At 60.5% G+C, this 13,471-nt stretch carries 25 protein-coding genes; all 25 read left to right on the top strand.

Annotated features, from left to right (window positions below):
* The first annotated feature begins 9 nt into the window (after positions 1–9).
* Positions 10–873: a 50S ribosomal protein L2 gene (rplB, locus tag NCN06_RS05405; protein WP_115022806.1), complete on the top strand. Its 864-nt coding sequence runs from the start codon at positions 10–12 to the stop codon at positions 871–873.
* Between the two features lie 35 nt (positions 874–908).
* Positions 909–1,184, top strand: coding sequence for a 30S ribosomal protein S19 (gene rpsS / locus NCN06_RS05400; RefSeq protein ID WP_006849645.1), 276 nt, complete (start codon positions 909–911; stop codon positions 1,182–1,184).
* A 3-nt stretch (positions 1,185–1,187) separates the two neighbouring features.
* The gene (rplV, locus tag NCN06_RS05395; protein WP_115022804.1) at positions 1,188–1,553 is read left to right on the top strand and encodes a 50S ribosomal protein L22; all 366 of its coding nucleotides are present in this window, start codon (positions 1,188–1,190) and stop codon (positions 1,551–1,553) included.
* A 20-nt stretch (positions 1,554–1,573) separates the two neighbouring features.
* Positions 1,574–2,302, top strand: coding sequence for a 30S ribosomal protein S3 (rpsC, locus tag NCN06_RS05390; protein WP_115022801.1), 729 nt, complete (start codon positions 1,574–1,576; stop codon positions 2,300–2,302).
* 16 nt (positions 2,303–2,318) lie between these two features.
* Positions 2,319–2,795, top strand: coding sequence for a 50S ribosomal protein L16 (gene rplP, locus NCN06_RS05385; protein ID WP_115022799.1), 477 nt, complete (start codon positions 2,319–2,321; stop codon positions 2,793–2,795).
* A gap of 2 nt (positions 2,796–2,797) precedes the next feature.
* A complete protein-coding gene (gene rpmC / locus NCN06_RS05380; RefSeq protein ID WP_038551201.1) occupies positions 2,798–3,007 on the top strand; it encodes a 50S ribosomal protein L29 in 210 nt (69 codons plus the stop codon).
* Between the two features lie 16 nt (positions 3,008–3,023).
* A complete protein-coding gene (gene rpsQ, locus NCN06_RS05375; protein ID WP_115022797.1) occupies positions 3,024–3,320 on the top strand; it encodes a 30S ribosomal protein S17 in 297 nt (98 codons plus the stop codon).
* Positions 3,317–3,682: a 50S ribosomal protein L14 gene (rplN, locus tag NCN06_RS05370; RefSeq protein WP_115022795.1), complete on the top strand. Its 366-nt coding sequence runs from the start codon at positions 3,317–3,319 to the stop codon at positions 3,680–3,682. The genes rpsQ and rplN overlap by 4 nt, the downstream gene beginning before the upstream one ends.
* A 2-nt stretch (positions 3,683–3,684) precedes the next feature.
* Positions 3,685–4,041, top strand: a complete 357-nt coding sequence (gene rplX, locus NCN06_RS05365) for a 50S ribosomal protein L24 (RefSeq protein ID WP_115022793.1) — start codon at positions 3,685–3,687, stop codon at positions 4,039–4,041.
* Between the two features lie 40 nt (positions 4,042–4,081).
* A complete protein-coding gene (gene rplE / locus NCN06_RS05360) occupies positions 4,082–4,621 on the top strand; it encodes a 50S ribosomal protein L5 (protein ID WP_226398186.1) in 540 nt (179 codons plus the stop codon).
* A gap of 19 nt (positions 4,622–4,640) precedes the next feature.
* Positions 4,641–5,042: a 30S ribosomal protein S8 gene (gene rpsH, locus NCN06_RS05355; RefSeq protein WP_011363382.1), complete on the top strand. Its 402-nt coding sequence runs from the start codon at positions 4,641–4,643 to the stop codon at positions 5,040–5,042.
* 14 nt (positions 5,043–5,056) lie between these two features.
* Complete coding sequence (gene rplF / locus NCN06_RS05350; RefSeq protein WP_115022789.1) at positions 5,057–5,596, top strand: 50S ribosomal protein L6; 540 nt, start codon at positions 5,057–5,059, stop codon at positions 5,594–5,596.
* A gap of 33 nt (positions 5,597–5,629) precedes the next feature.
* Positions 5,630–5,998 carry a 50S ribosomal protein L18 gene (gene rplR / locus NCN06_RS05345; protein WP_115022787.1) on the top strand — a complete coding sequence of 123 codons (369 nt, stop codon included), beginning with the start codon at positions 5,630–5,632 and terminating at the stop codon, positions 5,996–5,998.
* A 14-nt stretch (positions 5,999–6,012) separates the two neighbouring features.
* A complete protein-coding gene (rpsE, locus tag NCN06_RS05340) occupies positions 6,013–6,657 on the top strand; it encodes a 30S ribosomal protein S5 (RefSeq protein ID WP_011363379.1) in 645 nt (214 codons plus the stop codon).
* Between the two features lie 6 nt (positions 6,658–6,663).
* Complete coding sequence (gene rplO / locus NCN06_RS05335) at positions 6,664–7,119, top strand: 50S ribosomal protein L15 (RefSeq protein ID WP_115022785.1); 456 nt, start codon at positions 6,664–6,666, stop codon at positions 7,117–7,119.
* A gap of 104 nt (positions 7,120–7,223) precedes the next feature.
* On the top strand, positions 7,224–8,543 hold the full coding sequence (secY, locus tag NCN06_RS05330; protein WP_115022783.1) for a preprotein translocase subunit SecY: 1,320 nt from the start codon (positions 7,224–7,226) through the stop codon (positions 8,541–8,543).
* Between the two features lie 52 nt (positions 8,544–8,595).
* Complete coding sequence (locus NCN06_RS05325; protein WP_226398185.1) at positions 8,596–9,147, top strand: adenylate kinase; 552 nt, start codon at positions 8,596–8,598, stop codon at positions 9,145–9,147.
* A 46-nt stretch (positions 9,148–9,193) separates the two neighbouring features.
* Positions 9,194–9,307, top strand: a complete 114-nt coding sequence (gene rpmJ, locus NCN06_RS05320) for a 50S ribosomal protein L36 (RefSeq protein ID WP_006850859.1) — start codon at positions 9,194–9,196, stop codon at positions 9,305–9,307.
* A 69-nt stretch (positions 9,308–9,376) separates the two neighbouring features.
* Positions 9,377–9,742: a 30S ribosomal protein S13 gene (gene rpsM, locus NCN06_RS05315; protein ID WP_115022779.1), complete on the top strand. Its 366-nt coding sequence runs from the start codon at positions 9,377–9,379 to the stop codon at positions 9,740–9,742.
* A gap of 35 nt (positions 9,743–9,777) precedes the next feature.
* Positions 9,778–10,170: a 30S ribosomal protein S11 gene (gene rpsK, locus NCN06_RS05310; protein ID WP_006850182.1), complete on the top strand. Its 393-nt coding sequence runs from the start codon at positions 9,778–9,780 to the stop codon at positions 10,168–10,170.
* A gap of 47 nt (positions 10,171–10,217) precedes the next feature.
* Entirely contained in the window at positions 10,218–11,156 is a 939-nt protein-coding gene (locus tag NCN06_RS05305; protein WP_115022776.1) for a DNA-directed RNA polymerase subunit alpha, read from the top strand.
* Positions 11,157–11,205: 49 nt separating this feature from the next.
* Positions 11,206–11,556, top strand: coding sequence for a 50S ribosomal protein L17 (rplQ, locus tag NCN06_RS05300; RefSeq protein WP_006851925.1), 351 nt, complete (start codon positions 11,206–11,208; stop codon positions 11,554–11,556).
* Positions 11,557–11,581: 25 nt separating this feature from the next.
* Positions 11,582–12,463: a tRNA pseudouridine(38-40) synthase TruA gene (truA, locus tag NCN06_RS05295; RefSeq protein ID WP_226398183.1), complete on the top strand. Its 882-nt coding sequence runs from the start codon at positions 11,582–11,584 to the stop codon at positions 12,461–12,463.
* 157 nt (positions 12,464–12,620) lie between these two features.
* On the top strand, positions 12,621–13,073 hold the full coding sequence (gene rplM, locus NCN06_RS05290) for a 50S ribosomal protein L13 (RefSeq protein WP_115022773.1): 453 nt from the start codon (positions 12,621–12,623) through the stop codon (positions 13,071–13,073).
* Positions 13,070–13,471 (top strand): 30S ribosomal protein S9, encoded by a 402-nt coding sequence (gene rpsI / locus NCN06_RS05285; RefSeq protein WP_115022771.1) that lies wholly within the window; start codon positions 13,070–13,072, stop codon positions 13,469–13,471. Before rplM ends, rpsI begins: the two co-directional genes overlap by 4 nt.

The following is a 13,471-nucleotide window of genomic DNA, read 5'->3' as shown; positions in this document are numbered from 1 at the left end:
TGAATCGTCATGGCAATCCGTAATTTCCGCCCCTACACCCCCGGTACCCGCACCCGGGTGGTCACTGATTTCAGTGAGATCACCAGCCGCAAACCTGAGCGGACCCTGGTGGTGGCTAAACACCGCCGCAAGGGCCGCAACAACCGCGGTGTGATCACCTGCCGCCACCGCGGTGGCGGTCACAAACGCCTCTACCGCGTGGTGGATTTCCGTCGCAACAAGCACGGTGTCTCCGCCAAGGTTGCGGCAATCCACTACGACCCGCACCGCAACGCACGCCTGGCACTGCTCTTCTATGCCGATGGCGAGAAGCGCTACATCCTGGCTCCCGCAGGAGTGCAGGTCGGCCAGACCGTGGTCTCCGGCCCTGATGTCCCGATTGAGAACGGCAACGCCATGCCGCTTTCAGCGGTGCCTCTTGGTTCCAGCGTCCACTGCGTCGAGCTCTACGCCGGCCGCGGCGGCCAGATGGTCCGTACCGCTGGTGCCAGCGCCCAGGTGATGGCGAAGGAAGGCGACTACGTCGCTCTCAAACTGCCCTCCACCGAAGTTCGGCTGGTGCGCCGCGAGTGCTACGCCACCCTCGGCGAGGTCGGCAACTCCGAGATGCGCAACACCAGCCTGGGCAAGGCTGGACGTCGCCGCTGGTTGGGTCGTCGTCCTCAGGTTCGAGGCAGTGTGATGAACCCCTGCGATCACCCCCACGGTGGTGGTGAGGGTCGTGCACCAATCGGCCGTTCCGGTCCGGTGACTCCCTGGGGCAAACCCGCCCTCGGTCTCAAGACCCGCAAGCGGAACAAGCCCAGCAACCAATACGTGCTCCGGAAGCGTCGCAAGACCTCCAAGCGGAGCCGTGGCGGACGCGATTCCTGATGCAAACCATCACTTTGCCGCTTGCTTAAACCGTTATGGGACGTTCACTCAAAAAAGGTCCGTTTATTGCCGACAGCCTGCTTCGCAAGGTTGAAAAGCAGAACGACAACGACGACAAGTCCGTGATCAAGACCTGGTCACGGGCCTCCACGATCCTGCCGATGATGATTGGCCACACGATCGCGGTACACAACGGCCGCACCCACGTGCCGGTGTTCATCACCGAGCAAATGGTCGGTCACAAGCTGGGGGAGTTTGCTCCCACCCGCACCTTCAAGGGCCACATCAGAGACAAGAAAGGAGGCCGCTAATCCATGACATCGTCTACCCCAACGGCACCCATTGCCCAAGCTCACGGACGCTTCATCCGAGGCTCCGTTTCGAAGGTGCGCCGTGTGCTTGACCAGATCCGTGGCCGCACTTACCGCGACGCACTGATCATGCTCGAGTTCATGCCTTACCGCTCCACCGGACCCATCACCAAGGTGCTCCGGTCTGCAGTGGCCAACGCTGAGCACAATCTCGGTCTCGATCCCTCATCTCTGGTGATCGCGAGCGCGAGCGCTGACATGGGCCCCTCCATGAAGCGCTATCGCCCCCGCGCCCAGGGCCGGGCCTTCCAGATCAAGAAACAGACCTGCCACATCAGCATTGCTGTGGCGGCTCAGACCGATTCCTGACCCCCGAGGACTCTGACCCAATGGGACACAAAATCCACCCAACCGGTCTGCGCCTGGGGATCACCCAGGAACACCGGTCACGCTGGTACGCCTCCAGCAAGAGTTATCCGGCCCTCCTTCAAGAGGACGATCGGATTCGCAAGTTCATCCATAAGAAGTACGGCTCGGCAGGCATCAGCGATGTGCTGATCGCCCGCAAGGCCGATCAATTGGAAGTTGAACTCAAGACCGCACGCCCCGGTGTGCTGGTCGGCCGTCAAGGCAGCGGTATCGAAGAACTTCGCTCCGGCATTCAGAAGACCGTCGGCGACTCCAGTCGTCAGGTGCGGATCAATGTTGTCGAGGTCGAACGCGTCGACGGTGATGCCTTCCTCCTGGCCGAGTACATCGCCCAGCAGCTGGAAAAGCGTGTGGCCTTCCGCCGCACCATCCGCATGGCTGTGCAGCGCGCCCAGCGTGCCGGCGTACTGGGTCTCAAAATCCAGGTTTCCGGTCGCCTGAACGGTGCTGAGATTGCTCGGACGGAGTGGACCCGTGAGGGTCGAGTTCCCCTGCACACCCTGCGTGCTGACATCGACTACGCCACCAAAGTGGCTAGTACGACCTACGGCGTGCTTGGCATCAAGGTGTGGGTGTTCAAGGGCGAGGTGCTGAGCGAACAGGCTCAGCCCATGCCGGTGGGTGCCGCCCCCCGGCGCCGGGCCAGCCGTCGGCCCCAACAGTTCGAAGACCGCTCCAACGAGGGTTGAACAGGAGGCCTGAACCATGCTGAGTCCAAAACGCGTCAAATTCCGTAAGCAGCAGCGAGGCCGCATGCGCGGCGTCGCCACCCGGGGCAACACCATTGCCTTCGGACAGTTCGCGCTGCAGGCACAGGAATGTGGCTGGATCACCTCGCGCCAGATCGAGGCCAGCCGTCGTGCCATGACCCGCTACGTCAAGCGTGGCGGAAAAATCTGGATCCGGATCTTCCCCGACAAGCCAGTCACCATGCGCGCTGCCGAAACCCGGATGGGTTCCGGTAAGGGCAACCCAGAATTCTGGGTGGCGGTGATCAAGCCCGGCCGGATCTTGTTCGAGATGGGCGGTGATGAAATCACCCCCGAAATCGCCAAGGAAGCCATGCGCCTCGCGCAATACAAGCTTCCCGTGAAGACCAAGTTCATCCAGCTGGATGAGCAGGAGAAGCCAGCTGGTGCCAAGGCCCCGGCAGCTTCTGAAGCCGTCACCGTGGAGTCCTGACCATGGCCCGTCCCAACGCCGCAGATGTGCGCAGCCTCTCCGATTCGGACATCACCGAACAGATCGACGGCCTCCGCCGCGAACTGTTCCAACTCCGTTTCCAGCAGGCCACGCGCCAGCTCGCCAACACGCACCGTTTCAAAGAGGTCCGCATCAAGCTGGCCCAGCTGCTGACGGTGCAGTCGGAGCGCCAGCGCTCCACCGCCTCCTGATCCCCCCTCCGTAACCATGGCAGTCAAGGAAAGGGTCGGCACCGTCGTCAGCGACAAGATGGAGAAAACGGTGGTGGTCGCGGTGGAAAGCCGCTTCCCTCACCCCATCTATCAAAAGACGGTCAGCCGTACCACCCGCTACAAGGCTCACGACGAAGACAACACCTGTCGCGTCGGAGACCGCGTTCGTATCACTGAAACCCGTCCCATGAGCCGCCAAAAGCGGTGGGCCATTGCCGAGGTTCTCAGCCACAGCCCCAAGGCTGCAGCTGAGGAAGCCAGCAAGGCTGAAGCTCAGGAGGTGAAGCAGTGATCCAGCAGGAGTCCTATCTCACCGTTGCCGACAACAGTGGCGCCAAGCGCATCCAGTGCATTCGCGTCCTCGGCACCAACCGTCGCTATGCCCACGTGGGCGACGTGATCGTTGCCGCGGTAAAGGATGCCGCCCCCAACATGGGCGTCAAGAAATCCGACGTTGTCAAGGCTGTCGTGGTGCGCACCAAAGCCACCATGCGCCGTGAAACCGGCAACTCGATCCGGTTTGACGACAACGCCGCCGTGCTCATTAACGACGACAAGAACCCAAAAGGCACCCGCGTCTTCGGACCGGTGGCCCGTGAGCTGCGCGAGCGCAGCTTCACCAAAATCGTGTCCCTCGCTCCGGAGGTGATCTGACCATGGCGACTGCAACCACCAAGGCCAAGGCCACCGAGCGCATCAAAATGCGCATCCGCAAGGGCGACACCGTCCAGGTGATCGCCGGCAAGGACAAGGGCAAGACCGGTGCCGTTCTGCGCACCCTGCCCAACGAGAACCGTGTCGTCGTGGAAGGGGTGAACATGCGCACCCGCCACGAAAAGCCCACCCAGGAGGGCGAGACCGGCCGCATCGTGACCGAGGAAGCATCCCTGCATGCCTCCAACGTGATGCTTTATTCGACCGCCAAAAAGGTGGCAAGCCGCGTTGAAATCGTCGTCGAGAAGGACGGCACCAAAAAACGCCGGCTGAAGAAAACCGGTGAAGTCCTCGACTGATCCCGACTTCTGACCACGTCCAGAAGCACCCCAACCCGTTATGTCACTCAAGAAGCGCTACAGGGAGACCATTCAGCCCAAGCTGAAGAAGGATCTCTCCCTCAACAACATCCATGAAGTCCCCAAGGTGGTGAAAGTCACCGTGAACCGGGGTCTCGGCGAAGCCGCCGCCAACGCCAAGTCCCTCGAGGCTTCGGTCAATGAGCTGGCGCAGATCACCGGCCAGAAGGTCCTGGTGACCCGTGCAAAGAAGGCCATCGCCGGCTTCAAGATTCGGCAGGGCATGCCGATCGGCTGTGCCGTCACCCTCCGTGGTGATCGGATGTACGCCTTCCTCGAGCGCCTGATCAACCTGGCGCTGCCTCGCATCCGCGACTTCCGCGGGGTCAGCCCCAAGAGTTTCGATGGGCGCGGCAACTACACCCTTGGGGTGCGCGAACAGATCATTTTCCCTGAGATCTCCTTCGACAAGATCGATGCAATCCGGGGCATGGACATCACCATCGTGACCACCGCCCGTTCGGACGAAGAGGGCCGGGCCCTCCTCAGCGAGATGGGAATGCCGTTCCAGAGCAACTGAGCCCTCCCCGTCGACACCTATGGCCAACCACGACCCCATTTCCGACATGCTCACCCGCATTCGCAATGCGAGTGAGAAACGTCACGAAACCACCAAGATCCCCGCTTCGCGGATGACTCGCAGCATCGCCAAGGTGCTGCAGCAGGAGGGCTTCATCTCCGAAATCAGCGAGCAGGGTGAAGGCATTCGCACCGAACTGGTGCTCGCCCTCAAGTACAGCGGCAAGCACAGGCTGCCCACCATCCGCTCGATGCAGCGGGTCAGCAAGCCCGGTCTCCGCATCTACAAAAACACTCGCGGCCTGCCCAAAGTCCTCGGAGGACTGGGCGTGGCGATCATCTCCACCTCCAAGGGTGTGATGAGCGACCGCGACGCCCGCCGTGAGGGCGTCGGTGGCGAAGTGCTCTGTTACGTCTACTGATCCGGAGCTGAACCATGTCACGAATCGGCAAAAACCCCGTTCCCGTCCCTGAGAAGGTCACGGTTTCCCTCGACGGACTCACCGTCAAGGTGAAAGGACCCAAGGGTGAACTGGAACGCACCCTTCCTGAAGGCGTCAGCGTCAGTCAGGACAACGACTCCATCGTGGTCTCACCCACGAGCACCAAGCGCATCTCCCGAGAGCGCCACGGCCTGAGCCGAACCCTGGTCGCCAACATGATCGAAGGGGTCAGCAACGGCTACAGCAAAGCTTTGGAGATCGTCGGCGTGGGCTCCCGTGCCCAGGTCAAAGGCAAAACCCTCGTGGTAAGTGCTGGCTACAGCCACCCCGTGGAGCTGGAGGCCCCTGAAGGCATCACCTTCAAGGTGGAAAACAACACCAGGGTGATCGTCTCCGGCATCGACAAGGAGCTGGTGGGCAACGAAGCCGCAAAGGTCCGCGCCGTCCGTCCCCCCGAGCCCTACAAGGGCAAGGGCATCAAGTACGAGGGCGAGCACATCCTGCGCAAGGCGGGCAAGTCCGGCAAGAAATAAGCCTTGTCCTGACGTTCCTTCCTTTCACCCACCATGTCCAAACTTTCCCGCAAACAACAGACGCAGAAACGCCACCGGCGTCTGCGCCGCCACATCACTGGCACCCCAGACCGTCCGCGGCTGGCAGTGTTCCGTTCCAACAATCACATCTACGCCCAAGTCATCGACGACGCGGCCCAGAGCACTCTCTGCTCTGCGTCCACCGTCGACAAAGAGCTGCGTACCGGTCTCAAGGCTCCTGCTGGTAGCTGCGACGCCTCCGTCGCCGTTGGCGAACTGGTGGCCAAGCGAGCCATTGCCAAAGGCATCCAGCAGGTGGTGTTCGACCGTGGCGGCAATCTGTACCACGGCCGGATTAAAGCCCTTGCCGACGCCGCCCGGGAAGCGGGCCTTCAGTTCTGATTCCTGCTTAACCCATGACAGATTCCTCCCCCCAATCCAATCCCAACGCCGTACCGGGTGCGGCCGACGTTCCAGCGGCCGCCGAAGGGCAGCAGCAACAGGAGCAACGCCGTGGTCGTGGCGACCGTGATGGTCGTCGTGGAGACCGTCGCGGCGGTCGCCGCGGCCAAGAGCGCGACTCCGAATGGCAGGAGCGTGTGGTGCAAATCCGCCGCGTCTCCAAGACCGTGAAAGGCGGCAAAAAGATGAGCTTCCGCGCCATCGTCGTCGTCGGCAACGAAAAAGGCCAAGTCGGCGTTGGTGTCGGCAAAGCTGGTGATGTGATCGGCGCCGTCCGCAAGGGTGTTGCCGACGGCAAAAAGCACCTCGTCAAAGTGCCATTGACCCGTCACAACTCCATCCCGACCCTCTCCAATGGTCGCGATGGTGCAGCAAGCGTGCTTATTCGCCCTGCAGCCCCTGGTACTGGTGTGATCGCCGGCGGATCCATCCGCACGGTGCTCGAACTCGCCGGCATCAAAAATGTCTTGGCCAAGCGCCTGGGCAGCAAGACACCCCTGAACAATGCCCGGGCTGCCATGGTGGCCCTGTCGCTTCTCCGCACCCACAAGGAGACGGCCAAGGAACGGGGAATCTCCCTCGAGCAGATCTACTCCTGATTCCCGATGACTCTCCGACTCGATTCCCTCAAATCCAATAAGGGCGCTCGTCGCCGCAAACTGCGCAAAGGTCGCGGCATCGCCGCAGGTCAGGGTGCCAGCTGCGGCTTCGGTATGCGCGGTCAAAAGTCCCGCTCTGGCCGCCCCACTCGTCCAGGCTTCGAAGGTGGCCAGATGCCTCTGTACCGCCGGGTACCGAAGCTGAAGCACTTCCCCCTGGTGAATCCCAAGCACTTCACTGTGCTCAATGTCTCGGCATTGAACAACGTGAAGGAGGGCAGCACCGTCAACCTGGATTCCCTGGTCAAGGACGGCATTGTGACCAGCCCCAAGCATCCGCTGAAGATGCTCGGTAATGGCGAACTGACAGCCAAAAAGCTGACAGTTCAGGCCTCAGCGTTCACCGCCTCCGCCCGCACCAAGATCGAAGCTGCAGGCGGCACCTGCGAAACCCTCGACTAAACGGGGGCTCGTCCCCCAGTCAGCCCTAGGGTCTGAGCCGTCCGCTGGATTTCGATCCACGGGCGGCTTCTTGGCTTTTCGCCCAACTTCACTTTCCTCCAGACATGCTCGTCAGTCGGGGTCGCAACCCCAACGCCTCCGAAGTGATCAGCCAGCTGATCACCAACCCTGGGCTACGCAGTCGCGTGCTCACCACGCTCGGGCTGCTGCTGTTGGTGCGTCTTGGGATCTACATCCCAATGCCAGGAATTGATCGAGAAGCGTTTAAGCAGTTCATCGATCAGGGCGGACAACTGATCGGCTTCCTGGACATCTTCACCGGTGGTGGCATTTCCACCTTGGGCATCTTTGCCCTAGGGATCCTGCCATTCATCAATGCTTCGATCATCCTCCAACTGCTAACCGCAGCTTTGCCTCAGTTGGAGGATCTGCAGAAGAATGAAGGTGAGGCAGGTCGGAGAAAGATCGCCCAGATCACCCGTTACGTCGCCTTGGGCTGGGGTCTCGTCCAGAGCGTGGTCTTCGCAATGATCCTGCGCCAGTACGCCGTGGAAGGCCTGAGCGAAGTGGTCTTTGTCGTGCAGACAGCGCTTGCCTTGGTCACCGGGTCAATGGTGGTGATGTGGCTTAGTGAAGTCATCACAGAGCGGGGCATTGGCCAAGGCGCTTCCCTTGTGATTTTCCTGAACATCGTCGCAACACTGCCTCGCACGCTTGGTGCGACGATCGAAGCCGCTCAGACCGGTGACCGCGACACCGTTCTTGGCATCGTTGTTCTGGTGCTGGTGTTCCTGGCCACGATCGTCGGAATCATCTTCGTGCAGGAGGGGGCGCGCCGGATCCCCATCGTGAGTGCAAAGCGCCAGGTGGGTGGAGCAGGCGTTCTCCCCACCCGTCAGAGCTACCTACCGCTCAAGCTGAACGCTGGTGGGGTGATGCCGATCATTTTCGCCTCGGCCCTGATTTTTCTTCCGGTCACCATCGCCAATCTGACCAAAAGCGAGTTGTTGATCCGCGCAGCCAGCGCCCTGAACCCTGGAGCCGCTAACCCCTGGCCCTATGCGCTCACATTTTTTGCGTTGATCCTGGGTTTCTCGTATTTCTACGCATCACTCACCGTTAATCCCGCTGACATTGCCACGAACCTGAAACGCGGCGGTGTCGCCATTCCAGGCGTTCGCCCCGGCAGCGCCACTGCCACATATCTCTCGGGCGTCCAAAACCGTCTCACCTTGCTTGGTGGTCTGTTCCTCGGCGCCGTCGCGATCATTCCAGCTGGCGTCGAACGCGCCACCAATGTGCAGACCTTCCAAGGCCTTGGAGCCACTTCGCTGTTGATCTTGGTTGGTGTGGCCATCGACACGGCCAAGCAAGTCCAGACCTATGTGATTTCGCAGCGCTACGAAGGGCTCGTTCGCCAGTGAGCGCTGCTGAGCAGCGCACCTTCTGTTCTCTCAACTTCACGATTACGTCACCATGAAAAATCGCTTGCTCTTTCTTGGTCCTCCTGGAGCCGGCAAAGGCACCCAGGCTGCTCGGCTGTGCGATGCCAACAGCATGAAGCACCTGTCGACGGGTGATCTGCTGCGCTCCGAAGTCGCAGCAGGCAGCGAACTGGGCAGGGAGGCTGAAGCGGTGATGAACCGTGGCGAACTGGTCAGTGACGCCCTGGTGCTGGCCATCGTGGAAAGCCAGATGAAGGCTTTAACCACAGACGGCTGGCTTCTCGATGGGTTTCCCCGCACAGTCCCCCAGGCTGAAGCGCTGGAACCACTTCTCGCCGAACTCAAGCAACCCATCCAAGCCGTGGTTCTGCTGGAGCTCGATGACGCTGTTTTGATTGAACGGCTGCTGTCGCGGGGTCGCGCCGACGACAACGAAGCTGTGATCCGCAACCGCTTGGAGGTGTACCGGGAGAAGACAGCACCTCTAATTAGCTTCTACAGCGATAAGGAGCTGCTGGTGTCCGTCCCCGCCCAGGGCTCTGTAGAGGAGATCACCAAGCGGATCGAATTAGTGCTTGATTGACCCGCATGGTAACGTTGCCGTTTGGAAATTTGGAGAGCCACGCCTCATGAAGGTGCGCAGCTCAGTCAAGAAAATGTGTGACAAATGCCGGGTGATCCGTCGCCACGGCAAGGTCATGGTCATTTGCGCCAACCCCAAGCACAAACAGCGTCAGGGCTGATCGCCCGCTGTTCTGAACATCCTCGCCTCCAGGACCTCGGAGGCATCTGTCCTTTTCAATTGAACAACCGTGGCACGGATCGCCGGCGTTGACATTCCCCGCGACAAGCGGGTTGAAGTGTCCCTCACCTATATCTACGGAGTTGGTCTCACCCGCTCGCAGGCCATTCTGGCCAAAGCCGGTGTGAGCCCTGACATCCGGGTCAAAGATCTCGAGGACGGAGATCTTCAGAAGCTCCGGAATGCCATGGAGGAATACACCATTGAAGGTGACCTGCGCCGGCAGGAAGGCATGGCCTTGAAGCGCCTGCAGGACATTGGTTGCCTTCGTGGCCGTCGCCATCGCATGAGCCTTCCCGTTCGCGGACAGCGCACCCGCACCAACGCTCGGACCCGCCGCGGCGCGCGGAAAACTGTGGCTGGCAAGAAGAAGTAAGCCCTCAACGTCCTTAACCCTGACTGCATTCGGCCATGGCAAAAACCGTCAAAAAATCCGGGCCCAAGAAGGCCAAGCGCAACGTCCCCAACGGTGTTGCTCATATCCAGAGCACCTTTAACAACACCATCGTTTCGATCACCGACACTGCCGGTGAAGTGATTTCCTGGTCGTCGGCAGGTGCGAGTGGCTTCAAAGGTGCCCGCAAAGGAACCCCTTTCGCTGCTCAAACGGCTGCCGAAGCAGCGGCCCGTCGTGCCCTCGATCAAGGGATGCGCCAAATCGAAGTTCTGGTGAGAGGTCCTGGATCAGGACGCGAGACCGCCATCCGCGCTCTCCAGGTTGCTGGTCTCGAAATCACGCTCATCCGTGACGTCACCCCCCTGCCTCATAACGGTTGCCGGCGGCCTAAGCGCCGCCGCGTCTGAACCGACCTGATTTCCGTCCGGTTTCTCCACTTACCCCGATTCAGACAGTGCTGCAGTACCAGATTGATCGCATTGAGCATCAGGTATCCGAGGATCGCGCCCAATCGGGTGTGTTCCTGATTGGTCCGCTTGAACGTGGCCAGGCCACGACCTTGGGCAACGCGCTGCGTCGCGTGCTGATGGGTGGGCTCGAAGGCAGTGCCGTGACCGCGATTCGTATTGCAGGAGTCAATCACGAATACGCCACGGTGCCTGGTGTTCGTGAGGACGTGCTCGACATCCTGTTGAACTGCAAGGAGCTCACTGTCAACAGCCGCTCTGGCGAGCTCGAGATCGGCCGCCTCGTTGTGGCTGGTCCTGCCGAAGTCAAGGCCGGCGACCTTCAGTTTTCCTCCCAGGTCCAGGTGGTCGACACCGATCGTCCGATCGCGACTGTGGCCGATGGACACAGCCTTGAGCTGGAAGTTCATGTGGAACGCGGCGTCGGCTATCGCCCGGTTGATCGTTACAACGAAGAAACCAGTGCGATTGATCTGCTCCAGATCGATGCTGTTTTCATGCCCGTAACCCGGGTCAACTTCACCATCGATGAAACCGCCGTTGCCGAAGGCGGTTCAGCACGGGAGCGCCTTCGGATTGAGATCGTCACTGACGGTTCCATTACCCCTGACGACGCCCTAGCTCAATCAGCCAATCAACTGATCGAGCTGTTCCAGCCGCTGGCCACGGTCACTCTTGTTGAGGAAGTCCCTGCTGAGCCGGAGCCTTCGGCAGAAGCACAGATTCCGCTGGAAGAGTTGAACCTTTCGGTTCGTGCCTACAACTGCCTCAAGCGCGCTCAGGTCAACTCCGTGTCTGATCTGATGGGCTTCAGCTATGAGGATCTGCTCGAGATCAAGAACTTCGGTTCTAAATCCGCTGATGAAGTGATCGAAGCCCTCGAGCGCATCGGCATCTCCATCCCCCAGAGCCGCACCTCTGCATAACTGCAGCACGGCCTGAACGTCCTTTTTCGTCTTCGTCACCGACAGAACCATGCGTCATCAATGCCGAGTTCCTCAGCTGGGACGCCCAGCTGACCAGCGCAAGGCAATGCTGCGCGCCCTGACCACCCAGCTGATTCGGGAAGGTCGGGTCACCACCACCAAGGCACGGGCCAAGGCGCTTCGCGACGAAGCCGAGCGCATGATCACCCTGGCAAAGGACGGCAGCCTCGCCTCCCGCCGCAGGGCCATGGGATACATCTACGACAAGCAGCTTGTCCACGCTTTGTTCGACAAGGCCCCCAACCGCTACAGCGATCGCAAAGGTGGTTACACCCGTATCACCCGGACTGTTCCCCGTCGTGGTGATAACGCCGAAATGGCCATCATTGAACTGGTCTGATCACACCTCACGTCAGTCCTGACGTTTGAACCTCGAACCCTCGTCTGCAGGTCCTGAGTCACCGTCCCTTCAGAGGATTGCGCTCAGTCTTCAGTACGAGGGCTCTTCGTTTTGTGGATGGCAGCGTCAAAGCAACGGTCGCAGCGTTCAGGCCGTGCTTGAGGATGCCATTGCACAGCTTGATCCGCATCGGCCTGTGCAGAGCTTCGCTGCAGGCCGAACTGACGCCGGTGTTCATGCTGCAGGCCAGGTCGTGCATTTCGACTGCAATGGTCCGATCCCGGCTCACAAATGGGCCCCCGCCTTGAACGGACGCCTCCCGAGCACGATTCGTGTGCGCGAATCCGTCGCCCGTCCGCTCGATTGGCATGCCTGTTATTCGGCCACATACCGGCGATACAGGTACACGATTTACAACGGTCGACGTCCCAACTTGTTTCTCAGTCCGTGGAGCTGGCACCGCTACCAGCACAAACTGAATGCGTCCCGCATGCGGGACGCACTGAACACGATGCTTGGCATGCACGATTTCAGTGCCTTCATGAAGGCAGGCAGCCGTCGCGCCCATGCCCGAACAACGGTGCAGGAGGTTCTCGTGGAGCGTGATGGCGATCTTCTCCGGGTCGAAATTCAGGCCAGTGGTTTCCTGTACGGCATGGTGCGACTGTTGATGGCCCAGTTGGTGGCGGTCGGCGAACAGCGTCTCAGCGTTACCGCCTTTGAGGATCGTTGGCGAGAGCGAAGACGCCACGAGGTGAAGGAGTCAGCGCCCGCATCCGGCCTCTGCCTGCTTCGTGCTGGCTATGCCGAGCCCATCTTCACAAAAGCCGGCTGGTACGATTGTCAGCCGTGGTTTTTTCTGGCTGAGAGCGATCCACCTCCGGATCCACCCTCAACGCCGGGATAAACGGGCCTCTACTCGGAGTGCTGCCCAACTCGAAGGAGCTGGAGGGCTGAAGAGTAAGCTCGATCTTTGAGCCCCGTCAGGTCCAGCTCTGGACCGACCCCCTTTGCCCAGTTCCGCTGCAACATGCGGGACATAACCGAACCGGCATGCCGGCGCGATGAACAAGACCTCTCTCCCCCCGATTGATTCGATCGACCGCCAGTGGTACGTGGTGGACGCTGAGAATCAGACCCTCGGCCGCCTTGCCACTGAGGTAGCCGCCGTGCTTCGCGGCAAGAACAACCCCAGCTTCACCCCCCATCTGGACACCGGTGATTTTGTCGTCGTTGTGAACGCCGAAAAAATCAAAGTCACCGGCAGAAAACCCCAGCAGAAGCTGTACCGCCGTCACTCCGGACGTCCCGGGGGCATGAAGGTTGAAACCTTTGAGGCTCTGCAGGAACGGATTCCAGAGCGGATTGTGGAGAAGGCCATCAAAGGCATGCTTCCTCACAACGCTCTGGGCCGCCAGATGTTCCGCAAGCTCAAGGTCTACAAGGGCACCGAGCATCCCCATGCGGCTCAGAAGCCCCAGCCTCTCCAGCTCAACCCCTCCGCATCCGCCAAATGAGCAGCAACTCCGTCGTTTACTGGGGCACTGGTCGCCGTAAGACCTCAGTCGCCCGTGTACGCCTTGTTCCTGGCAATGGAACGATCACGATCAATGGTCGTCCCGGTGACAACTATCTGAACTACAACCCCTCGTACATCGCAGCGGTCAAAGCTCCCCTGGAGACCCTTGGCCTCACTAGCGAATACGACATTCTGGTAAATGTTCACGGCGGTGGACTTACAGGTCAGTCAGGCGCCATCAAGCAGGGTGCAGCCCGCGCCCTCTGTGAGCTTTCCGCTGACAACCGCAAGCCTCTCAAGACGGAAGGTCACCTGAGCCGCGACCCCCGTGCCAAGGAACGTCGCAAGTACGGTCTCAAGAAAGCACGTAAGGCTCCTCAGTTCTCCAAGCGCTGA

This window comes from Synechococcus sp. MU1648, assembly GCF_023630615.1.
In the GTDB taxonomy this organism is placed as follows: Bacteria; Cyanobacteriota; Cyanobacteriia; order PCC-6307; family Cyanobiaceae; genus Parasynechococcus.
The sequence above is the reverse complement of the archived record's forward strand: the minus strand, read 5'-3'. Positions and strand labels throughout refer to the sequence as shown.